The following is a 20,963-nucleotide window of genomic DNA, read 5'->3' as shown; positions in this document are numbered from 1 at the left end:
GGCCGGAGTCACCACGGCAGTGGCGGTCCCAGGGCGAGCTCGTCGATCACGTCGTGCACGATCGCGAGGAGCGTCTCGTCGGAGTTGTCCCCGCCCGGCCGGAAGGCGACGGCGTTGATCACGACCCGACCGCCGGAGAACGTGACGCCCAGGAACCCCTGGCCACCCATCCGCACCAGCTCCGCGGTCGGCCGCCCCGGCTCGTTGAACTGGCCGAAGGCGTACTGGCACGGCTGGCCGTCGATCCGCTCCACCGGATCGGGCACGCGGCCGAGGTTCGAGCAGCCCACCGCGTTGACGTCGGCGCCCAGCGCGAACCGCTCGAGGCGGCGCAGCAGCCGGACGGGCACGAAGGGGACGAGCGGGAGCGCCGCCAGCAGCGGCAGCTGCTGCGCGTCCTGCGCGCTCAGGGCGGCCTTCATCGCCGCGCGCGCGGGACGGAGGTCGCGGGTCACCTCGGCGGGATCGAGCGTGACGACGACCGACGAAAGGGCGTTGCCGCGCAGGTCGTCGTCGCCCTCGCGGACGCTGACCGGGATCGTGAGGTTGACCGTGCCGTTGCGCTGGACGCGCCCCAGGTGGTGACCGAGGCGGGCGGCCACCGCCGCCGCGAGGACGTTGGACGTGCCGCCGAGACGCTCCGCGCACGCGTCCCAGGCCGCCTCGGACACGAAGGTCACGATCCGTGCGGCGCCGTCGCGGTCGGGCAGCCGGGTCGTGCGGGTGTGAGTGGGCGTGGCCGGGAGCGCGGCCGTCGACTCGCGGTGCGGCAGACTCCGCTCGGCGCGCATCTGGCGGACGACGGCGCCCAGGGCCCGCGCCTTCTCGGGCAGCGATGCCAGCACCTCGCTCCACTGGGACAGGCGGCTGCCTTGCGCGGCCCCACGTCGCGGGTAGGTGAGACCGAGGTCGCGGCCCTCGACCGCCTCGCGCAGGCCGAGCAGGACGCCGACCCCGTCGGTGACCGTGTGGGAGACGACGATCGCGACCGCACTGCCGCCGTCGTCGAGCCGCACCACGCCGAAGCGCCACGGCGGACCCGAGACCGGGTCGATGGGCCGGCGTGAGATCTCGACCGACCACTGCTCGACCTGCGATCGCGGCCGCGGGGCGGGCTCCACCTCGATCGGCACCGGACGGTCGGGGCGGACCCACCGGGCCCGGCCGCCCCAGACCTGCGCGGGCTCCACGACGCGGGCGAACCGCCCGTGCTGCAGTCGCTCCGACAGCCGCCGCAGCGCCGCGAGGTCGACCGCGCGGTCGTAGACCCACGTGTAGTGCAGCGTCGGGTGGTGCCCCATCGCACGGAACGCCAGGTACGAGGCGTGATCCATGTAGTCCAGACGCGTGTCCACGCCCGCAGGCTAGTGCAACCGACAGTTACACGTCACGCGTCGGAGGAGCGCAGCTTCTCCAGCAGGTCGAGCGCCGAGTCGGCGATGACCGTGCCGGGCAGGAACACCTCGGCCGCGCCCATCTCCTTGAGCGTGGGCACGTCGTCCGGGGGGATCACGCCGCCGATGACGACCATGATGTCCGGACGGCCCTGCTCCTCCAGTGCGGCCTTGAGCGCCGGCAGCAGGGTGAGGTGCCCCGCTGCGAGGGAGGAGACGCCCACGACGTGGACGTCGGCGTCCACGGCCTGCTGGGCGACCTCCTCCGGCGTCGAGAACAGCGGGCCCACGTCGACGTCGAAGCCCATGTCGGCGAACGCCGTGACGATGACCTTCTGGCCGCGGTCGTGGCCGTCCTGGCCCATCTTCGCCACGAGGATGCGCGGGCGGCGACCCTCCTCGCGCTCGAACTCGTCGGTGGCCTCGATGACCCGGGCGATGTTGCCCGACTGGCCGGCCTCGCTGCGGTACACACCCGAGATCGTACGGATGACCGCTTGGTGACGCCCGTACACCTTCTCCAGCGCGTCGCTGATCTCGCCGACCGTGGCCTTGGCCCGCGCCGCGTTGACCGCGAGGTCGAGCAGGTTGCCGTCGAGCGAGCCGTCGCGGCGCGAGCCGCGCTCGGCCGAGTTCGTGAGCGCCTCGAGGGCCGACCGCACGTCGTCGTCGTTGCGCTCGGCGCGGAGGCGCTCGAGCTTGGAGATCTGCGACGCGAGCACGGCCTTGTTGTCGACCTTGAGGACCTCGAAGGGCTCCTCGTCGGGCACCCGGTAGGTGTTGACGCCGACGACGACCTGCTGGCCGGAGTCGATGCGGGCCTGCGTGCGCGCGGCGGCCTCCTCGATGCGCATCTTGGGGATGCCCTCGTCGATCGCCTTGGCCATGCCCCCGGCCGCCTCGACCTCCTGGATGTGCGCCCAGGCGCGGTTCGCGAGGTCGTGCGTCAGCTTCTCGACGTAGTACGAGCCGGCCCACGGGTCGATCGTCTGCGTGGTGCCCGACTCCTGCTGCAGCAGCAGCTGGGTGTTGCGGGCGATGCGGGCGCTGAAGTCCGTCGGCAGCGCGATGGCCTCGTCGAGCGCGTTCGTGTGCAGGCTCTGGGTGTGGCCCTGCGTGGCCGCCATCGCCTCGATCGCCGTGCGCTGGACGTTGTTGTAGACGTCCTGCGCCGTGAGGCTCCAGCCCGAGGTCTGCGAGTGCGTGCGCAGGCTCAGCGACTTGGGGTTCTTCGGGTCGAAGTCGCTGACCAGCCGGGCCCACAGCGCGCGGGCGGCGCGCAGCTTGGCGACCTCCATGAAGAAGTTCATGCCGATGGCCCAGAAGAAGCTCAGGCGCGGCGCGAACGCGTCGATGTCCAGGCCCACGTCGAGGCCCGAGCGGATGTACTCGACGCCGTCGGCGAGCGTGTACGCCAGCTCGAGGTCGTTCGTCGCCCCGGCCTCCTGGATGTGGTAGCCGGAGATCGAGATGGAGTTGAACCGCGGCATCTTGGCCGCCGTGTACGCGAAGATGTCGGAGATGATCCGCATTGACGGCGCGGGCGGGTAGATGTACGTGTTCCGGACCATGAACTCCTTGAGGATGTCGTTCTGGATGGTCCCGGCCAGCTGCTCGGGCTTCACGCCCTGCTCCTCGGCCGCCACGATGTAGAGCGCCAGCACCGGCAGCACGGCGCCGTTCATGGTCATCGAGACGCTCATCTGGTCGAGCGGGATGCCGTCGAACAGGGTGCGCGTGTCGTAGATCGAGTCGATCGCGACGCCGGCCATGCCCACGTCGCCGACGACGCGCGGGTTGTCGGAGTCGTAGCCGCGGTGGGTGGCCAGGTCGAACGCGACCGACAGGCCCTTCTGGCCGGCGGCCAGGTTGCGGCGGTAGAACGCGTTGGACTCCTCGGCGGTGGAGAAGCCGGCGTACTGGCGGATCGTCCACGGCTGGGTCGTGTACATCGCCGGGTAGGGACCGCGCAGGAACGGGGTCATGCCCGGGTAGGTGTCGAGGGCGTCGAGGCCCTCGAGGTCGGCCGGCGTGTAGAGCCGCTTGATGCCGATCCCCTCAGGGCTCTGCCACGGCTCACCGGCGAAGGACTTCGGTGTGGTCATGCGAGCACCTCACGCATCTGTCGGAGGAAGGCCAGCGCGTCGAGGCCCATGGCTGCGGACGCGTCCTGGCCGAGGTCGGTCTTGCCCGCGACGACGACGTAGGAGGCGCCGTTCTCGCGCAGGGCGGCGACCAGGTCGGCACCCCACTCGCCGTAGGCGGCGTCGGTGCCGGCGAGGCAGACCACCGGGGGCGCCCCGGCCTCGAGGTACTTGTCGAGGACCTCGGCGACGTCGGCGGTGGGGCCGGCCGAGCCGATCCCGATGCCGCCGGCGGCCAGCAGGTTGATCGCGAACGTGGCGCGGGCCGTGTGCGCGGCGATCGGACCGAGCGTGGCCAGGAAGACCGGCTGGGCCATCGGCTCGTCGCGCATCTGCTCGAACTCGCCGGCGTACCGGTGGACCTGCGGCGCGACGGGGTACGGCGCGCGCTCGGGCAGGGTCTCGGCGGCGTTCGGGAACTCGCTGATGCCCGTGATCGGGCGGCGACGCTGGGCGATCTGGAGGGCGCGGTCGTTGCGGACGGCCTCCACGAGGGGCACGAGGCGCTGGGCGGCGGCGTCGAGGTCGGCGACGCCTTCCAGCTCGTCGAGGCCGTCGAGCTCGGCGAAGAGCTCCCACGCGGCCATCGCGAGGTCGTCGGTGAACTTCTCGACCGCGTAGGCACCACCGGCGGGGTCGGCCACCTTGGCCACGTGCGACTCGTGGATCAGCAGGCTCGACGTGTTGCGCGCGATGCGGCGGCTGAACGGCGTGGGCAGGCCGAGCGGCTCGTCGAACGGCAGCACGGTGATCGCGTCGGCACCACCGACGCCCGCGGCGAAGCCGGCGACGGTCGTGCGCAGCATGTTCGTGTAGGAGTCGTAGCGCGCCATCATCGGCCGCGACGTGACGGCGTGCTGGCGCTGGGCGCGGGCCTCCTCGCCGATGCCGCTCATCTCGCCGACCCGGTTCCACAGGGCGCGGGCGGCGCGGAGCTTGGCGATCGTGGGGAACTGCTCGTCGGTGGCGGCGTAGCGGAACTCCAGCTGCGCGGCGGCCTCGTCGGTGGTGAGCCCGGCGGCCTCGAGGGCGCGCAGGTACGTGACCGCGACCATCATCGACCAGGCCAGCTCCTGCACGTCGGACGCGCCCTGGTCGTGCAGCGCGCTGGCGTCGACGACGACGCCGCGGACGCCGGCCTCCTTCGCCAGCGTGGCGACGCGGACGATCACGTCGAGGTCGGTGCCGGTGGCGCCGAGGTTGGTCAGGGGATGCGGGTCGACGCCCTTGTCGCGGCAGACCGCGAGGAACGCCTCGGCGGCGGCGACGGGGTCCTCGGGCGCGTCGAGCACGACGGGCGCGAGGTCGAGGAAGACCGGCTCGAGCAGCTCGGCGAGGCGGTCGGCGGCGATGCCGCGCTCCCCCACCGTGAGCCACAGCGAGTTGCCGCCGTTCTCCAGCTCGGTGGTGAGGTCCTCGGCGCGCGTGGCCGGGTCGGTGAACCAGCCGCGCACGTCCCAGCCCTCGAGCTCGGGATCGGCGGTGCCGGAGCCGCGCGTGTACGGCGCCTCGCCCGGCAGGCCGGTCTCGGGGACGTCGGCGACGAGGTCGGCGGTGCCCAGCGGCGTGATGCTGAGCCCGTCGAGCGTCGTGGTGGTCAGCGCGGACCACACGTCGGTGTCGGGGGCGTCCTCGGCGAGCCGGCGCGTCTTGCGCAGGACGGCCGCCGTGGCCTTCTCCCACTCCGACAGGTCGTGCTCGATGCCCTCGGCCAGGGGCACCACGGGCTGGTCTGCTGCCATGCGTGGCATGGTATCCGTCCCCCTCGGCCGACCGTTCAACGCATCGTTCCCGGGCCTCCTGCGAGAATGACGCCGTGCAGATCCCCGACGAGCTCCTCCCCCGCGACGGCCGCTTCGGCTCCGGTCCCTCGAAGGTGCGCACCGAGGCGCTCGACGCCCTGGCCGCCACCGGCACCTCCCTCCTGGGCACCTCGCACCGCGCGGCGCCGGTGAAGTCGCTCGTCGGCAGCGTCCGGTCCGGCCTGTCCGACCTGTTCTCGCTGCCCGACGGGTACGAGGTCGTGCTCGGCGTCGGCGGCTCGCACGCGTTCTTCGACGCCGCGATGTTCGGTCTGGTCGAGCGGCGCAGCCAGCACCTCGTGCACGGCGAGTTCACCGCCAAGTTCGCGCGGGCGGTCGCTGCGGCGCCGTTCCTGGAGGACCCCGAGCTCGTCGAGTCCGACCCCTCCACGCACCCCGAGCCGCACGCGACGGCGGGCGTCGACGCGTACGCGTGGGCGCACAACGAGACCTCGACCGGCGTCATGACCTCGGTGCGACGGCCCGAGGGGATCGACGACGGCGCGCTGGTGCTGGTCGACGCCACCTCGGGCGCGGCCGGTCTGCCCGTGGACGTGGCCGAGACCGACGTCTACTACTTCGCGCCGCAGAAGGGGTTCGCCTCCGACGGCGGCCTGTGGGTGGCGCTCATGTCGCCCGCCGCGATGGAGCGTGCGCGGCGGATCAAGGAGTCCGGCCGGCACGTCCCGGGCTTCCTCGACCTGCCCACGGCGATCGACAACTCGCTGAAGGACCAGACCTACAACACGCCGGCCGTGGCCACGCTGTTCCTCATGGACCAGCAGGTGCGCTGGCTGAACGAGAGCGGCGGGCTCGACTGGGCCGTCTCGCGCACCAGTGAGTCGTCGCGGCGGCTCTACGCGTGGGCCGACGCCAGCTCGTACGCGACGCCGTTCGTGCCCGACCCCGCCGACCGCTCGCTCGTCGTCGGCACGATCGACCTCGAGGGCGTGGCCGCGGCCGACGTCGTGGCCGCCCTGCGCGAGAACGGCATCGTCGACGTCGCCGGCTACCGGGGCCTGGGCCGCAACCAGCTGCGCATCGCGATGTTCCCCGCCATCGACCCCGACGACGTCTCCGCGCTCACGCGCTGCGTCGACCACGTGGTCGAGCGCCTCGGCTGACTGGGTTCAGTCGACGACCGTCGCGTCGCGGTGGAGCTCGCGGTGCTCCTCGTAGATCGCGGCGTTGAGGTGCAAGGTGGCGACCTCGTCGTCGGTGAGCTCGCGGCGCACCTTGCCGGGGACACCGGCCACGAGCGAGCGCGGCGGGATGACGGCGCCCTGGGGCACGAGGGCGTTCGCGGCGATGAGGCACTCGTCGCCGATCTCGGCGCCGTTGAGGATCGTGGCGCCCATGCCCACCAGGACGTGGTCGCCGACGGTGGCGCCGTGGATGATCGCGCCGTGGCCCACCGAGACGCCCTCGCCGAGGGTCAGCGGCTTGCCCTGGTCGACGTGGAAGACGCAGTTGTCCTGCACGTTGCTGCCGCGACCGATCGTGATCGGCTCGTTGTCGGCCCGCAGGACCGCGCCGTACCAGACGCTCGACCCCTCCTCGAGGACGACCGAGCCCACCAACGTGGCGTTGGGGGCGACGAACGCCGACTCGTGGACCTGCGGTGACCTGTCTCCCAGCGCGATCTTCATGGCCTCACCGTAGCGCTCGGCGTCAGGCCCTCGACCGCCCCCGCCGGGCCACGAACAGGACCGCCAGCGCCAGCACCGCGGCGAGGCCGATCCCGCCCACCACGAGCGTGCGAAGGTCGACCGCGAACCCCTCGGACTGCTCCGAGGACGTGGCGGCCGGCTCGACCGACGGAGTCGGCTCGGGCGTCGAGGTGGCCACCGTCGCGACGCGGTCGGCCGCGACCTCGGACACCGGAAGGTCGAGTCGGTACAGCGGCGAGGCCTCGCCCTCGCTGCCCACGAGGACCGCGTCGTCCGACACGAACGCGACGGTCTCGGACTGCTCGAGCGGCGGCAGCGACCCGCTGCCGACGGGGCTCCAGTCCGCGGGGTCCATCGACCACACGGCACCGTAGGACACCAGCGCCACGCGCGAGCCGTCGGGCGAGTAGGCGCCGTCGGTGACGAGCGGCGGCATGCCCGAGGTCGTCACCTCGAACTCGGTGGACCCGGCGGGATCGAGGTCGCCCTCGGCGAGGGTCAGGAGCGTGGCGTCGGCGACGGTCTTCGTGACGACCTGCAGCAGGTCGGACCCCGGCGGTGCGAGCAGCGTCTCGACGTCGGCCGGCCCGCCCTCCAGCGAGACCGCGAAGCGACGCGGCTCGACCGTGGCGGTCGCGCGACCGGGCTCGTCGATCGCGAAGAGCGCGAGGTCGTCGCGCTCGTGCCGGTTGTCGCCCACGTCGCCGATCCACAGCGTGCCGTCGCGCAGCGCGAGCGCCTCGACGTCGCGGAAGTCCGCGCGCACCGTGGTGACGCCGGCGACCTCGCCGGTCGAGAGGTCGACCGCGAAGACCTCGGCGGCGTTGCCGGAGTCGTTGACCGTATAGGCGAGGTCGTCGTGCTCGGCGCTGACCGCGAGTCCGCTGGACTCGGTGATGCGCGGGTCGCTCAGCACGACCTCGGGCTCGGCGCTGGCGGCGCCCGCGCGGTCGGCGAGCGAGGCCACCACGACCACGACGATCAGAGCGATGAGCAGGCCGGGGATCAGCAGCCTGCGGTGGCGGGGGTTCACAGGGTCACCTTCGGTCCTCGGGGGCGGGTTATCGTGGAGGCATGGCCCGCGACAAGCGCTCCCGCATCCCCGACCTGGGCCGTCCCGAGGTCACCGAGCTCGAGTTCGGCAAGACGACCCACCGGGTCGCCGCGGTCGAGCCGATGGACGTCGACGGCGTCCGCACGATGACCGTCGGCACGATCGGCTGGGGTGTCGTGGCGCTCGCGCTGCTGCCGTTCTGGGGCAACCTTCAGGACCAGGGCCGCACGTGGTGGCTGTGGACCGCGTTCGCCGGACTGGGACTGGGCCTCATGGGCATCGAGTTCTGCAAGCGCCGTCGCGACATGCTGGCCGAGCGCGCCGCCACCGCGCCGGTGCAGACCGTGATCCCGGCCGACGACGTCCCGTCGCCGATCGCCTCGCCCCTCGTGGAGACCACGCCGGAGGAGCCTCAGGCCGCGGCACCCGCCCCGACCAGCCAGTCCACCGACCGGCCCGTCGGTCGGCGTCGCCGCAGCTGAGGCCACCCGGCCCCGCATCGCACCGCGCACGACCGACTCAGAAGTCCTCGAGCTCGGCACGCGTCGTGTCGAAGACCGGATCGGGCAGCTTCGAGGCCGACGCGGAGCGCTGGGGCCGCGTGCCCGAGTGCGCGCCGCACCCGTGGGTGAGCGCGACGACCCGGCCGTCGGCGTTGGCCATCTTGTTCGCGCACACGCCGAACCGGTCGGACAGATCGCCCGCGAGCGAGACCAGGAAGCCGCACGTGCCGCACACGCCCGGCGCCTGCTTGGCGATCGGGGCGTCGGGGCCGGACTCGCCCTCGTACCAGCGCTCGGCGGCGTCCTCGCGCCCCTCGAGCGACAGGACCCACTCGCGACCGAGACCGATCTCGCGCGCGTAGTGGCGGTCGACCACGCCGGTGCCGTCGCCGTCGCCCGCGGACCACGCGGGCACGAGGCGGATGTCGTCCTCCTCGGGCGGCAGGACGTCTCCGGGACCGAGGTCGCCGGGGCGGATGCGCTCGCGGTAGGGCGTCCACGCGGGCGCGACGATCGCGTCGTCACCGGGCAGCAGCACGATGTCGTTGATCGTGACCTCGTCGCCGAGCACCGACGTGCTGACGGCCCAGTACCAGCCGCGGTAGCCCGGCAGCAGGCAGGCGAACCGCTCGGTGACGAGGCCGGGCGCCTCCTCGGTGCTGCCGAGGTGGTCGCCGACCGTGCCGTCGTCGGCGCTGGCGTCGAGGGCCGCGCGTGCAGGAGAGGTCGACGTGCTCATGGCTCGATTGTCCCCCACCGCCCCAGAGCGGACCAACAGGGCCGACCCGTGGCGCGCGGCAGTCGTCAGGGCACCAGCAGACCCGCCAGCAGGACCATCACCGGAAGGGACACGAGCGTCGTGATGACGACGCTGTCGCGTGCCAGCACCTCGCCGCGGCCGAACTGGGCGGCGTAGACGAAGACGCTCTGCGCGGTCGGCAGGGCGGCCATGACGGTGACGCCGGCGACCTCGTAGGCGTCCAGCCCCAGACCGTGCCGCGCCACGAGGTAGGTGACGAGCGGCTGCCAGACCAGCTTGAGCACGGTCACGAAGGCCACCTCCGTCCGGTTGCCGTGCCCGATCCTGGGTCCGAACCGCAGGGCGACGCCGAACGCCAGGACGGCCGACGGGATCGCCATCGCGCCCAGCAGGGAGATGGGCTCGTCGACGAACCGCGGCAGGTCGACGTGGCCCAGCGAGAGGGCGACGCCGATGATCGCGGCGATGGAGATCGGGTTGCTCAGTCCTGCCTCGAGGAAGCCGCGCACCGTCACCCGCCGGCCGTCCTCCATGCTCAGCAGGGTGACGGCGATCGGCGTCATGACCATCAGCTGCAGCATGATCGTGGGCAGCGCGAAGGCGACGTCGCCGGCCACGTAGGCGGCGATCGGCAGGCCCAGGTAGCCGGAGTTGGCGAAGGAGGACGCGAGTCCGCGCACGACCACGTCCTTGCCGGGATGGCCCCGCCACCGGGCCCACGGCACGTAGACGAGCAGCACCGCCACGACGCCGATCGCGGCGACCAGGAACCAGGGGCCGAACACCGTGGCCAGGTCCGTCGAGCCGAGGATCTCGATCAGCAGGGCCGGGGTGGCGACGAAGTACACCAGCCGCGCGAGCACGACCTGGCTGGACTCCTCCAGCACGCCCGTCGCCGCGAGGAGGTACCCCACCCCGATCAGGGCACCGATGACGGCGAAGCCCTCGAGCGCGCCCGTCACGCGTCAGGCGTCGAGATCCGTCGCCAGGCGACGCAGCAGCTGCGCGACCTGGCGGGCGCGCTTGCCCTCGGGGTGGCGGCCGTGGCGGTAGCCCTCGCCGAGGCCGTCGAGGAGGTTGACGAGGTCCTCGACGATGACGACCATCTCCTCGGGCGACTTGCGGCGGGCGTGCGCCTGGGCCTGGGAGACCGACGGGGTCGGGTCGAGCACGCGGACCTGCAGGGCCTGGTCGCCGCGACGGCCGGCCGCGATGCCGAACTCGACGCGCGTGCCCGCCTTGAGGGTGGTCACGCCGTTCGGCAGCGCGTCGGAGCGCACGTACACGTCCTCGCCGTCCTCACGACTGAGGAAGCCGAACCCCTTCTCGGGGTCGTACCACTTGACCTTGCCGGTGGGCATGACCGTTCCTTTGCGTTCTCTCGATGCGACCCCTGCAGTCTAGTCGGGCGGGCACCCGCGGCGCGCCCGCGACGCTCAGGCCTCGTCGTCGAAGTCGACCGAGATCGTCTGGAATCCCTTGTGCCGCTGCATGCGCGCGTACTGGGCGTAGGCGCGGCGGTCGCCCGCGGTCAGCACGACGTTGTCGGTGAACGGCGTCAGCAGCGCGCGCGGGTAGAGGTGGCGGCGGCGCACCACGTTGATCTGCAGCCCGATCACGATGGTCGAGGTGAGCAGGAAGAGCAGCGCGATGAGGCCGAGGACGACCGCGAAGGTCTGGTTCATCGACGAGGCGCGCACGACGACGCCCTGCACGTAGGCGTCCCCGCCGAACTGCAGGAGCTGCCAGCCCAGGGCGCAGAACAGCGAGCCGGGCAGGACCGACCGCCACGACGCCCGCTTGAGGCTGACGAGCTTGAAGACCGTGACGAAGATGCCCCACGAGACGAGGAAGCCGACCACGCGCATGACCCAGCCGAGGTCGGGCAGGTGGTCGATGCCGACGACCTGGGGGTTGTCGACGATGGACTGCAGGATCGCGATGAACGCAATGCCCAGCCCGCCGATGCCGAGGACGACGAAGCTGCGCAGCCGCATGACGATCGGGTTCGGCCGGCTGTTGCGCGGGACGCCCCAGGCCACGTTCGCCGCGTTCTGGGTGGACTGGCCCACGCCGAGCGCACCGTAGAGCGCGGCGAGCGAGCCGACGACGATCGCCGTCGTGCTGCCGGTCAGGCCCTCGGGCCGACCGAGCTGGTCGCCGACGATCGGGAACTGGCCGAGCGCCGTGTCGAGCAGGCGCTCCTGCAGCTCGGGGTCGTCCTGCAACACGAAGCCGAGGACCGACGAGGCGATCAGCAGCAGCGGGAAGATCGCGATGAACGAGTAGTACGTCATGATCGCCGCCAGGTACGGGCCCTGGTCGTCGAAGAACTTGTAGAGCACCGCGATCGGGAATCCGAGGACCGGGTGCTTCCGCTGGAAGCGGTCGACCCGGGCGACGATGCTCATGGCAGGTATTGTCGCGCAGCCTCCAGCACGCGCTCGTACACCCCGCGGGGAAGGATGGCTCCTTCTCGGCGGACGTCGGCCTCGCGGACCTCGATCAGCCGGTTCAGCCGCACCTCGCTGGGCCGGCCCTTCGCGTCCCACGCGCCCGAGCCGATGTCCATCCAGAAGCGCCCGGCTCGCGCCTCCTGGGCTTGGTCGCGGTCGTGGTCCTTCGAGGTCAGCTGGAGCGCCACGAGGGAGCCGTCGCCGCGGCGACCGATGATGAGGACCGGACGGTCTTTGCCCTGGCTGGGGTCGTCCTCGTACGGCACCCACGTCCAGACGATCTCGCCCGGGTCGGGGCGGCCGTCGTGGTCGCCGGCCCACGTGTGGTCGATCCCGGACGACCGTCGCGGACGCGCCGACGGCGCCCGCCCGGACGAGCCGGAGGGCGCCGACGACGAGACGGAGCGGCCGATCGCGACCAGCCGTCGCAGGACGGCGGGCAGGTCGGGTCGCGCCACGCGCTCAGGCGGTGGTCTCGAAGGCGGGCAGCTGGCGCTTCATGACCTTGCCGGTGGGGTTGCGCGGCAGCTCGTCGAGGAACATCACGCCACGCGGCACGGCCGAGCGGGCGACGTTGTCCTTGGAGAACTGCACGAGCTCGTCGGCGGTGACGTCGCTGCCCTCCTTGCGCACGACGTAGGCGGCCAGGCGCTGACCCCACTCGGGGTCGGCGATGCCGGTGACGACCACGTCGGCCACCTCGGGGTGCTCGACGAGGCAGTCCTCGAGCTCGCGCGGGAAGACGTTCTCGCCGCCGGAGATGATCATGTCGTCGTCGCGGCCGGCGACGAAGAGTCGACCGTCCTCGTCGAAGTAGCCGAGGTCGCCCGAGTCCATGAGACCCGAGTGGAACGCCTTGTTGCGGCCGTCGGTGTAGCCGCCGAACGGCATGTCGTTGACCACGTGGATCACGCCGATGTCGCCCTGGGGCACCTCGTTGCCGTCGTGGTCGAGGATCTTGACCGTGGTGCGCCACGGGACGCGGCCGGCGGTGCCGGGCGCGGCGCGCAGGTCCTTCGGGTCGGCGATCGTGATCCAGCTGGTCTCGGTCGCGCCGTAGAAGTTGTAGATGGAGTCGGTGTACATGTCCATGAAGTGCAGCGCCAGGTCGCCGGCCAGGGCCGAGCCGCTGGAGGCGGTGATCGCCAGGCTGGACACGTCGGTCTCCTTGACCACCTTCGGGTCGGCCTTGACCATGCGCTGGAGCATGAGCGGCACGACCACCAGCACGCGCACCTTGTACTTCTCGATGTCGCGCAGGGTCTGCTCGGGGATGAACTTGCGGCGCAGCACGAACGTGGGGCACGTCGAGAGGCCGAAGCCCAGGTTGATCAGGCCCCACGAGTGGAACAGCGGCGCACCGATCGCGACGACCGAGTTGCTCTGGTACGGGATCGCGCCGAAGTAGGCCAGCAGCGGCTTGAGGTCCTCGGGCTCCTTGCGCTTCGCGCCCTTGGGCAGGCCGGTCGTCCCGGAGGTGAAGATGATCATCTCGCCGTGCTTGGGCGGCACGGGCTGGTCGGCGCCGGGCTTGCCGGCCGTGACGGACTCGATGGAGGGGATCTCGGAGGGTGCGTCGGCGTCGGCCCAGGCGAGCAGCAGGCGGCTGCGGCGGACGTCCTCGACGAGGGGCAGGAACTCCTGGTCGAGGATGAGCAGCTCGGCGCCCTCGCGCTCGGCCAGGTCGGTCAGCTGGGCGCGGCTGGACATGGTGTTGAGCAGCAGGATGCGACCGCCCATCTGCACCACGGCGACCAGGGCGATGACGAGGTAGCGGTGATTGCGCGCCAGGACGGCGACCGAGTCGCCCGCCTCGATGCCGCGCTCGCGCAGCACCTCGGTGAACTGGTTCACCTGCTTGACGAGGTCCTCGTAGGTGATCTCGCCGGCGTCGTCGATGATGGCGATCTGCTTGGGGTAGCGCTTCGCCGCGGCGTTGATGCCGGACGGCAGGCCCGGTCCCCACTTCTTCAGGACGCGCGCCGCGCCGATGAGCTTGTGCGGCGGGAGCGCCTTGATGATGCCGATGCGCCGCAGGACCTTCAGCTTGTAACCCAAATCACCCATGGCGCAGAGCGTAACAGTCGAAATCCGTGGGTCTGAGGCTTTCCTCAGGCTTCGGACGTGGGACGTGTGCGCCCCGTGTGACTGATGGGAAAAATGCCTCGAACGGGTGGTCGTTCATGGTCCCGACGGGTCCGCGGTCGACCGGCTCGGATCAGCCGCTCACCCCGCCCCGCACCACGGGTCCCATCCGTGCCGTCTCCTCCTCGGTGAAGACCCGCGACCGGATGATGAACCGGTGCCCCGTCGGACCCTCGATCGAGAAGCCGGCACCGCGTCCCGGGACGACGTCGATCGTGATGTGGGTGTGCGACCAGTACGCGAACTGCGCCGCCGAGATCCACACCGGGACCGGCTCGGGCGTGCCCGGCTCGAGCTCGCCCAGCAGCACGTCGGCGGCGCCGATCAGCAGGGTGCCCCGGGTGTAGCACATCGGGGCGGACCCGTCGCAGCATCCACCGGACTGGTGGAACATCAGCGGCTGGTCGTGATCGGCCCGGAGGCGGCGGAGCAGGTCCGCCGCCTCCGGGGTCACGGCCACCCGGGCCGTCGGAAGGGAGGAGCCGACGGACTCGGGTGACATCTCGGCCTCCATGGGGATCAGAAGAAGCCGACGGCGTTGGGCGAGTAGCTGACGAGGAGGTTCTTCGTCTGCTGGTAGTGGTCGAGCATCTGCGAGTGGTTCTCGCGGCCGATGCCGGAGTTCTTGTAGCCGCCGAACGCCGCGTGCGCGGGGTACTGGTGGTAGCAGTTGGTCCAGACCCGGCCCGCCTCGATCGTCCGGCCCGCCCGGTAGGCGGTGTTGGTGTCGCGGCTCCACACCCCGGCGCCCAGGCCGTACAGGGTGTCGTTGGCGATGCCCATCGCGTCGTCGAAGTCGTCGAAGCCGGTCACCGAGACCACCGGACCGAAGATCTCCTCCTGGAAGATCCGCATCTTGTTGTGGCCCTGGAAGATCGTCGGCGCCACGTAGTAGCCGCCCGACAGGTCGCCGCCGAGGTCGACGCGCTCGCCGCCGGTGATGATGCGGGCGCCCTCGTCCACGCCGATCTGGATGTAGGACAGGATCTTCTCGAGCTGATCGTTGCTGGCCTGCGCGCCGATCATCGTGTCGGTGTCGAGCGGGTTGCCCTGCTTCACCAGCTTGGTGCGCTCGGTCGCCGCGGGCAGGAACTGCTCGAGGATCGAGTTCTGGATGAGCGCGCGGCTCGGGCACGTGCAGACCTCGCCCTGGTTGAGCGCGAACATCGTGAAGCCCTCGAGCGCCTTGTCGTAGAACGCGTCGTCCGCGCTCGCGACGTCCTCGAAGAAGATGTTCGGGCTCTTGCCGCCCAGCTCCAGGGTGACGGGGATGAGGTTCTGCGCCGCGTTCTGCATGATGAGGCGGCCCGTGGTGGTCTCACCGGTGAAGGCGATCTTGCGGATGCGGCTGCTGGACGCGAGCGGGGCGCCGGCCTCGGCGCCGAAGCCGTTCACCACGTTGAGCACGCCGGCGGGCAGCAGGTCGGCGATCAGCTCCATCAGCAGCATGATCGACGCTGGCGTCTGCTCGGCGGGCTTGAGGACCACGGCGTTGCCGGCCGCGAGCGCGGGGGCGAGCTTCCACGTGGCCATCAGCAGCGGGAAGTTCCACGGGATGATCTGGCCGACGACGCCCAGCGGCTCGTGGAAGTGGTAGGCGACGGTGTCGTCGTCGATCTGGCTGATCGATCCCTCCTGGGCGCGGATGCAGCCGGCGAAGTAGCGGAAGTGGTCGACCGCGAGGGGGAGGTCGGCGGCCAGCGTCTCGCGGACGGGCTTGCCGTTGTCCCACGTCTCGCCGACGGCCAGCATCTCGAGGTTCTCCTCGATGCGGTCGGCGATCTTGTTGAGGATGTTCGCCCGCTCGGTGGTCGAGGTCCGGCCCCAGGCCGGCGCGGCGGCGTGGGCGGCGTCCAGCGCCTTCTCGATGTCCTCGGCGGTGCCGCGGGCGACCTCGCAGAACACCTTGCCGTTGACCGGGGAGACGTTCTCGAAGTACTGACCCTTGGCGGGGGCGACGTACTCGCCTCCGATCCAGTGGTCGTAGCGCGGCTTGTAGGAAACGACGCTTCCCTCGGTGCCGGGTGCTGCGTAGACGGCCATCGGTGACTCCTTCGTCGGGGGGCAGGTGTGAGGGGGCTCACACCCGATGACCCGACGGTAGGCAGCGCAACGTTGCAGAAAGGTACGCGCGGTCAGCCCAGTTCGGCGTCGAGCCGCTCGAGGTGGTCGGCCACCTGCGCGAACCGCGGGGAGGAGGCCGGCAGGACCCGGGCGATGCGCTCCCAGATCTCGTAGTCGTCGCGGCCGTGGCCGGTGTCGGCGAACGAGAGCAGCGCGTCGGGGTCGTCGCCCACGAGCAGGTGCGAGCGCACCAGCTGGTGGAGGTCGTCGCGCGCCGCGGCGATCGCGGGCGACTGCGAGTCGGGCAGGATCGGCCCGCGGTAGCGCGCCACGGCCTGTCGCAGCCGGTCGGCGGCGAGGTCGTCGCGCACGCGCTGCACGTCGGTGTCGACGGCCGCGGCGAACCGGTAGGGGCGCGACTCCAGGCGAAGCCCGCCGAGGACCTGGCGCAGGCGCGACAGCTCGGCGCGGATCGTCACCTCGGGCAGCTCGTCGTCACTCAGGGCGACCGCCAGCTCGGCCGTGGTGAGGCCACGGTCGGCGGCCGCCACGAGCAGGGCGATCTCGCTGTGCCGTGCACTCAGCCGGGTGGTGGTCGTGCCGTGGTGCAGCACCGCGCCGCGCACGCCCAGCACGTCGAGTCGCGGACGTCGCACCCCGGGCGTGCCGACCGTGCGCGAGGCCGCGGCGCCGCGGACGCGCTCCAGGCGCAGCTCGGCCTCCACCGCCGCCGCCGTGGCGCGCACGAGCCCGAGACTGGTCGCGCTGGCGACCTCGGCCCCGCCGGTGAGGTCGATGACGCCGAGGACGGCACCGGTGTCGGGGTCGTGGACGGGTGCCGCCGAGCAGCTCCACGGTGTGACGGGCCGCGCCAGGTGCTCCGGTCCGAGCAGCGAGACCGCGCGGTCGAGCGCGAGCGCCGTGCCGGGCGCGTTGGTGCCGGCGCTGGCCTCGCTCCAGTCGGCGCCCTCCACGAAGTTCATCTCCTCGGCCATCCGGCGCAGCCGGGCGGCGCCCTCGACCCACAGCAGCTGGCCGGCCGCGTCGCTCACCGCGACCAGCAGCCCGGCGTCGGCCGCGCTCTCGACGAGGAGCCGACGCACCACGGGCATGCCGGCGGCGAGCGGGTGGTGGCGGCGGATCTCCTCGAGCCGCGCGGAGTCGAGCGTGATCGCGGCGAGGTCGCGCTCGGGGTCGAGCCCGCCGAGCAGGCTGCGTCGCCACGACTCGCTGACCACGGAGCGGACCGGACCGTCCACGGCGCCGGTGGAGAGGAAGGAGTCGTGGGCGTCCTGCAGCGCCCGCGCCAGCGCGTCGGGATCGACTCCCGGCGGCACGGCGAAGGGCGATTCGGTGGACCCCGGCATGAGGGGATCCTAACGCGTCGTGTGAAGCGGATCACACGATCGACCCGGGATCGCGGCCCTCAGGACCCCGCGACGACACCCCGCTCGCGCAGCAGCCCCACGACCGCCTCGACGCACTCGCCGACTCCCATGAGGGACGTGTCGATCGTCAGGTCGGCGTCCTCGGGTCGCTCGTAGGGCGAGTCGATCCCCGTGAAGTCGCGGATCAGGCCCGCCCGCGCCTTGGCGTAGAGGCCCTTGCGGTCACGAGCCTCGGCCACCGCCAGCGGGGTGGCCACGTGGACCACGAGAAAGGGCGAGCGCGGCTCCACCCGCTCGCGCATCGCGTGGCGGACCGCGGCGAACGGGGCGATCGGGGCGCAGACGGCCAGTCCCCCGGCCTCGGCGACCCGCGCCGCCACCCAGGCGATGCGGGTGAGGTTCCGGGCCCGGTCCTCGCGACTCCAGCCGAGACCGTCGGAGAGCTCGCGGCGCACGTCGTCGCCGTCGAGCAGGACGGCGTGCGTGAGGCCGCGCGCCGTCACCGCCTCGACCACGGCGCGGCCGACGGTGGACTTGCCCGCGCCGGAGAGCCCTGTGAGCAGCAGCACCGCCCCGCGGGCGTCGCGCACGTCCGGGCAGCGGAAGTCGAGCGGGTCGCTCACGCCGAGCGACCGCAGCGCGATCCCGAGCACCTCCTCGGGCGTCGTCGCGTCGTTCACTGCGGGGGCGGGGAGGTACCAGGCCTGCGCGTGCGGGACCTGCTCCGCGCACCGCCGCAGCTCCTCCATGAGCGTCATGTCGCCGGCCCAGCCGTCCTGCGCCACCCCGACGAGGGCGAGCGGCCGGCCGTCCGCGGCGCTCGCCGCCCGCATCACGTCGGCGGCGCTGACCCGGCCGCCGAACAGCGCGACGACGTGGTCGCGCAGGTCGACCGGGACCACGAGCCGCGCCCGCCGGGCCGGCGGGTGCTCGGCCGCGCGCACGGCGCGGACCCGGCCGGCCACCCACGTCAGGCCGTCCTGCCCGGCACGCGTGTCCGACAGCACGAGCACGGCGAGCGGCGTGTTGTCGGGGTCGGTGAGGGTCAGCGAGCCCTGGTCGACCGCGGCGCGGGCGGCCTCGGCGGACACCGCGAGCTGCGGCGCGACGGGCCAGTCGGCGGGCGTCCGCCCCGGCAGGCAGTACCCGTCCACCGGGTCGAGGAAGCCACCGAGGATCAGCTCCAGCCCGTCCAGCTGCGCGCCCCGGAGCACCGCCGTCGCGCTCATCGGCACGTCCCGGCGGACCAGTCCGCGGACAGGGTGTCCACGTTGTGGGCGCGTCCGGGGAGCCACGGGTCCATGGGCGACGATTGTGGCACAGCCGATGCCCGCGGTCGGCCGCGTCCGAGCGCCCACCGATCGCACCCACGGCACCGCTCGACCCCATGGGGAGGAACCCGTCGATGACCGACACGCGTGAGTCGCGTCGCTACGGCATGAGCCAGCTCGACCATCTCGAGGCCGAGGCGATCTACATCATCCGCGAGCTCGTCGCCGAGAACGAGCGCCCGGCGCTGCTGTTCTCCGGCGGCAAGGACTCGGTCGTGATGCTGAACCTCGCCGTCCGAGCCTTCGCGCCCGGGCCCATCCCCTTCCCGGTCGTGCACATCGACACCGGCCACAACTTCGACGAGGTCCTCGCGTTCCGCGACCGCGTCGTCGACGAGCTGGGCGTGCGCCTCATCGTGGGCTCGGTCCAGGACGCGATCGACGAGGGCTTCGTCCGCGAGGAGCCGAACGGCTCGCGCAACCGCATCCAGACCCCTGTCCTGATCCGCACCGCCGAGCAGCACGGCCTCACCGCCCTGTTCGGCGGCGCCCGCCGCGACGAGGAGAAGGCCCGCGCCAAGGAGCGCGTCTTCTCCTTCCGCGACGACTTCGGCCAGTGGGACCCCAAGAACCAGCGCCCCGAGCTGTGGTCGCTCTACAACGGCCGCATCCACCCGGGCGAGAGCATCCGCTGCTTCCCACTGTCGAACTGGACCGAGCTCGACATCTGGCAGTACATCGCCCGCGAGGGCATCGAGCTGCCCGACATCTACTACGCCCAGAAGCGCGAGGTCTTCCTGCGCGGCGGCATGTACTTCACGATCAACCAGCACTGCGCGCCGCGCGAGGACGAGGAGGTGTTCGTCGAGTCGGTCCGCTACCGCACGGTCGGCGACGCCACCCTGACCGCGGCCGTCCCCTCCACCGCCGCCACGCCCGAGGAGGTCGTGGCCGAGGTCGCGGCCACCCGCATCACCGAGCGCGGCGCCACCCGCGGCGACGACAAGGTCAGCGAGGCCGCGATGGAGGACCGCAAGAAGGAGGGCTACTTCTGATGGACATCCTGCGATTCGCCACGGCCGGCTCGGTCGACGACGGCAAGAGCACCCTGATCGGCCGGCTGCTGTTCGACTCGAAGTCGATCTTCACCGACCAGCTCGAGGCCGTCGAGGCCACCAGCGCCCAGCGCGGCGACGAGTACACCGACCTGGCCCTGCTGACCGACGGCCTGCGCGCCGAGCGCGAGCAGGGCATCACGATCGACGTCGCGTACCGCTACTTCTCGACGCCGAAGCGCAAGTTCATCATCGCCGACACCCCCGGGCACATCCAGTACACGCGCAACATGGTCACGGGCGCCTCCACGGCCGATCTGGCGATCATCCTCGTGGACGCTCGCAAGGGCCTGCAGGAGCAGAGCCGCCGCCACGCCACGCTCGTGTCGCTGCTGCGGGTCCCGCACGTGGTGCTGGCCATCAACAAGATGGACCTGGTCGACTGGTCCGAGGACGTCTACCGCCAGATCAGCGACGAGTTCGTCGACTTCGCCGCGCGGCTGGAGTTCACCGACGTCACCACGATCCCGCTGTCGGCGCTCACCGGCGACAACGTCGTGTCGCGCTCGGCGAACATGGGCTGGTTCGAGGGCCCGTCGCTCATGCACCACCTGGAGAACGTCTACATCGCGAGCGATCGCAACCTCGTCGACGTCCGCTTCCCGGTGCAGTACGTGATCCGTCCGCAGAACGGGCAGGGCGACTACCGCGCCTTCGCCGGCCAGGTCGTCAGCGGCGTCATGCGTCCCGGTGACGAGGTGCTCGTGCTGCCCAGCGGCCTGCCCAGCCGGATCAAGGCGATCGACACCGCGAAGGGCGAGCTGGCCGAGGCGTTCGCGCCGATGTCGGTCACGGTGCGCCTCGAGGACGAGGTCGACGTGTCGCGCGGCGACATGATCGTGCGGCCGAACAACCAGCCCGTCGTCACGCAGGACCTCGATGCGATGGTCTGCTGGATGGACGCCAGCGCGATGACCGTGGGTGGCAAGTACGCCATCAAGCACACCACTCGCTCGGCGCGCGCCCTGGTCAAGGAGATCAAGTACGAGCTCGACGTGAACACGCTGCACCGGAACCAGGCGCCGGGCAGCCTGGGCCTCAACGCGATCGGTCGCGTGGTGCTGCGCACGACCCAGCCGCTCATGGTCGATCCCTACCAGCGCAACCGTCAGTCGGGGTCGTTCATCCTCATCGACGAGGCGACGAACCGCACGGTCGGCGCCGGCACGATCACCGAGCACTGATCCGCGCCGCGCC

19 protein-coding genes are annotated in these 20,963 nt (G+C 71.8%); 4 read left to right on the top strand and 15 right to left on the bottom strand.

What is annotated here, in order from left to right:
• Positions 1-8: 8 nt before the first annotated feature.
• From ACGWYL_RS08230 to ACGWYL_RS08220, 3 genes are read right to left on the bottom strand one after another with little or no spacing between them, the layout of a single operon-like run.
• Positions 9-1,355, bottom strand: a complete 1,347-nt coding sequence (locus ACGWYL_RS08230; RefSeq protein ID WP_395486911.1) for a hypothetical protein — start codon at positions 1,353-1,355, stop codon at positions 9-11.
• Positions 1,356-1,387: 32 nt separating this feature from the next.
• Positions 1,388-3,499, bottom strand: a complete 2,112-nt coding sequence (gene scpA, locus ACGWYL_RS08225; protein WP_395486910.1) for a methylmalonyl-CoA mutase — start codon at positions 3,497-3,499, stop codon at positions 1,388-1,390.
• A complete protein-coding gene (locus tag ACGWYL_RS08220; protein ID WP_395486909.1) occupies positions 3,496-5,280 on the bottom strand; it encodes a methylmalonyl-CoA mutase family protein in 1,785 nt (594 codons plus the stop codon). Before ACGWYL_RS08220 ends, scpA begins: the two co-directional genes overlap by 4 nt.
• Positions 5,281-5,354: 74 nt before the next feature.
• On the opposite strand from ACGWYL_RS08220, the gene serC reads away from it, so the two are divergent.
• Positions 5,355-6,464 carry a phosphoserine transaminase gene (gene serC / locus ACGWYL_RS08215; protein ID WP_395486908.1) on the top strand — a complete coding sequence of 370 codons (1,110 nt, stop codon included), beginning with the start codon at positions 5,355-5,357 and terminating at the stop codon, positions 6,462-6,464.
• Positions 6,465-6,470: 6 nt separating this feature from the next.
• Here serC and ACGWYL_RS08210 read toward each other — a convergent pair whose 3' ends face one another.
• Together ACGWYL_RS08210 and ACGWYL_RS08205 are read right to left on the bottom strand one after the other, a co-directional pair.
• Positions 6,471-6,989, bottom strand: coding sequence for a gamma carbonic anhydrase family protein (locus ACGWYL_RS08210; protein WP_269305246.1), 519 nt, complete (start codon positions 6,987-6,989; stop codon positions 6,471-6,473).
• A gap of 22 nt (positions 6,990-7,011) precedes the next feature.
• Positions 7,012-8,043 carry a hypothetical protein gene (locus tag ACGWYL_RS08205; RefSeq protein WP_395486907.1) on the bottom strand — a complete coding sequence of 344 codons (1,032 nt, stop codon included), beginning with the start codon at positions 8,041-8,043 and terminating at the stop codon, positions 7,012-7,014.
• Positions 8,044-8,084: 41 nt separating this feature from the next.
• Between ACGWYL_RS08205 and ACGWYL_RS08200 the strand changes: the two genes are divergently transcribed.
• Positions 8,085-8,546, top strand: coding sequence for a hypothetical protein (locus tag ACGWYL_RS08200; RefSeq protein ID WP_269305242.1), 462 nt, complete (start codon positions 8,085-8,087; stop codon positions 8,544-8,546).
• Positions 8,547-8,583: 37 nt separating this feature from the next.
• On the opposite strand, the gene ACGWYL_RS08195 is transcribed toward ACGWYL_RS08200, so the two are convergent.
• The 10 genes from ACGWYL_RS08195 to cysC all read right to left on the bottom strand — a co-directional run bounded on the left by ACGWYL_RS08195 (position 8,584) and on the right by cysC (position 18,609).
• A complete protein-coding gene (locus ACGWYL_RS08195; RefSeq protein ID WP_269305240.1) occupies positions 8,584-9,306 on the bottom strand; it encodes a DUF3027 domain-containing protein in 723 nt (240 codons plus the stop codon).
• A gap of 65 nt (positions 9,307-9,371) precedes the next feature.
• Positions 9,372-10,289 (bottom strand): AEC family transporter, encoded by a 918-nt coding sequence (locus ACGWYL_RS08190; protein WP_395486906.1) that lies wholly within the window; start codon positions 10,287-10,289, stop codon positions 9,372-9,374.
• A gap of 3 nt (positions 10,290-10,292) precedes the next feature.
• The gene (locus ACGWYL_RS08185; RefSeq protein ID WP_179426469.1) at positions 10,293-10,688 is read right to left on the bottom strand and encodes a cold-shock protein; all 396 of its coding nucleotides are present in this window, start codon (positions 10,686-10,688) and stop codon (positions 10,293-10,295) included.
• A gap of 75 nt (positions 10,689-10,763) precedes the next feature.
• The gene (locus ACGWYL_RS08180) at positions 10,764-11,738 is read right to left on the bottom strand and encodes a YihY/virulence factor BrkB family protein (protein ID WP_269305237.1); all 975 of its coding nucleotides are present in this window, start codon (positions 11,736-11,738) and stop codon (positions 10,764-10,766) included.
• Positions 11,735-12,241, bottom strand: a complete 507-nt coding sequence (locus tag ACGWYL_RS08175) for a type II toxin-antitoxin system PemK/MazF family toxin (protein ID WP_395486905.1) — start codon at positions 12,239-12,241, stop codon at positions 11,735-11,737. Before ACGWYL_RS08175 ends, ACGWYL_RS08180 begins: the two co-directional genes overlap by 4 nt.
• 4 nt (positions 12,242-12,245) lie before the next feature.
• Positions 12,246-13,850 carry an AMP-binding protein gene (locus ACGWYL_RS08170; protein ID WP_179426475.1) on the bottom strand — a complete coding sequence of 535 codons (1,605 nt, stop codon included), beginning with the start codon at positions 13,848-13,850 and terminating at the stop codon, positions 12,246-12,248.
• Positions 13,851-14,001: 151 nt separating this feature from the next.
• Positions 14,002-14,430, bottom strand: coding sequence for a DUF779 domain-containing protein (locus ACGWYL_RS08165; RefSeq protein ID WP_179426477.1), 429 nt, complete (start codon positions 14,428-14,430; stop codon positions 14,002-14,004).
• A gap of 17 nt (positions 14,431-14,447) precedes the next feature.
• Positions 14,448-15,971: an aldehyde dehydrogenase family protein gene (locus ACGWYL_RS08160; RefSeq protein WP_179426479.1), complete on the bottom strand. Its 1,524-nt coding sequence runs from the start codon at positions 15,969-15,971 to the stop codon at positions 14,448-14,450.
• 92 nt (positions 15,972-16,063) lie between these two features.
• On the bottom strand, positions 16,064-17,359 hold the full coding sequence (locus ACGWYL_RS08155) for a GAF domain-containing protein (protein WP_179426481.1): 1,296 nt from the start codon (positions 17,357-17,359) through the stop codon (positions 16,064-16,066).
• A 59-nt stretch (positions 17,360-17,418) separates the two neighbouring features.
• Positions 17,419-18,609 carry an adenylyl-sulfate kinase gene (cysC, locus tag ACGWYL_RS08150; protein ID WP_395486904.1) on the bottom strand — a complete coding sequence of 397 codons (1,191 nt, stop codon included), beginning with the start codon at positions 18,607-18,609 and terminating at the stop codon, positions 17,419-17,421.
• A 176-nt stretch (positions 18,610-18,785) separates the two neighbouring features.
• On the opposite strand from cysC, the gene cysD reads away from it, so the two are divergent.
• Both cysD and ACGWYL_RS08140 read left to right on the top strand, forming a co-directional pair.
• The gene (cysD, locus tag ACGWYL_RS08145; protein ID WP_179426485.1) at positions 18,786-19,706 is read left to right on the top strand and encodes a sulfate adenylyltransferase subunit CysD; all 921 of its coding nucleotides are present in this window, start codon (positions 18,786-18,788) and stop codon (positions 19,704-19,706) included.
• Positions 19,706-20,950: a sulfate adenylyltransferase subunit 1 gene (locus tag ACGWYL_RS08140; protein ID WP_179426487.1), complete on the top strand. Its 1,245-nt coding sequence runs from the start codon at positions 19,706-19,708 to the stop codon at positions 20,948-20,950. Before cysD ends, ACGWYL_RS08140 begins: the two co-directional genes overlap by 1 nt.
• Positions 20,951-20,963: the final 13 nt, after the last annotated feature.

Origin of the sequence: Aeromicrobium sp. JJY06 (genome assembly GCF_044069275.1) — a bacterium.
In the GTDB taxonomy this organism is placed as follows: Bacteria; Actinomycetota; Actinomycetes; order Propionibacteriales; family Nocardioidaceae; genus Aeromicrobium; species Aeromicrobium tamlense.
Note: the sequence above shows the minus strand (reverse complement) of the source record. Positions and strands in the feature narration are given on the sequence as shown.

Bases quoted from the DNA above. Each gene is read 5' to 3' on its own strand.
- scpA (WP_395486910.1), bottom strand. From the start codon at position 3,499: ATGACCACACCGAAGTCCTTCGCCGGTGAGCCGTGGCAGAGCCCTGAG.
- ACGWYL_RS08220 (WP_395486909.1), bottom strand. From the start codon at position 5,280: ATGGCAGCAGACCAGCCCGTGGTGCCCCTGGCCGAGGGCATCGAGCAC.
- ACGWYL_RS08210 (WP_269305246.1), bottom strand. From the start codon at position 6,989: ATGAAGATCGCGCTGGGAGACAGGTCACCGCAGGTCCACGAGTCGGCG.
- ACGWYL_RS08200 (WP_269305242.1), top strand. From the start codon at position 8,085: ATGGCCCGCGACAAGCGCTCCCGCATCCCCGACCTGGGCCGTCCCGAG.
- ACGWYL_RS08195 (WP_269305240.1), bottom strand. From the start codon at position 9,306: ATGAGCACGTCGACCTCTCCTGCACGCGCGGCCCTCGACGCCAGCGCC.
- ACGWYL_RS08185 (WP_179426469.1), bottom strand. From the start codon at position 10,688: ATGCCCACCGGCAAGGTCAAGTGGTACGACCCCGAGAAGGGGTTCGGC.
- ACGWYL_RS08180 (WP_269305237.1), bottom strand. From the start codon at position 11,738: ATGAGCATCGTCGCCCGGGTCGACCGCTTCCAGCGGAAGCACCCGGTC.
- ACGWYL_RS08170 (WP_179426475.1), bottom strand. From the start codon at position 13,850: ATGGGTGATTTGGGTTACAAGCTGAAGGTCCTGCGGCGCATCGGCATC.
- ACGWYL_RS08165 (WP_179426477.1), bottom strand. From the start codon at position 14,430: ATGTCACCCGAGTCCGTCGGCTCCTCCCTTCCGACGGCCCGGGTGGCC.
- ACGWYL_RS08160 (WP_179426479.1), bottom strand. From the start codon at position 15,971: ATGGCCGTCTACGCAGCACCCGGCACCGAGGGAAGCGTCGTTTCCTAC.
- ACGWYL_RS08155 (WP_179426481.1), bottom strand. From the start codon at position 17,359: ATGCCGGGGTCCACCGAATCGCCCTTCGCCGTGCCGCCGGGAGTCGAT.
- cysC (WP_395486904.1), bottom strand. From the start codon at position 18,609: ATGAGCGCGACGGCGGTGCTCCGGGGCGCGCAGCTGGACGGGCTGGAG.
- cysD (WP_179426485.1), top strand. From the start codon at position 18,786: ATGACCGACACGCGTGAGTCGCGTCGCTACGGCATGAGCCAGCTCGAC.
- ACGWYL_RS08140 (WP_179426487.1), top strand. From the start codon at position 19,706: ATGGACATCCTGCGATTCGCCACGGCCGGCTCGGTCGACGACGGCAAG.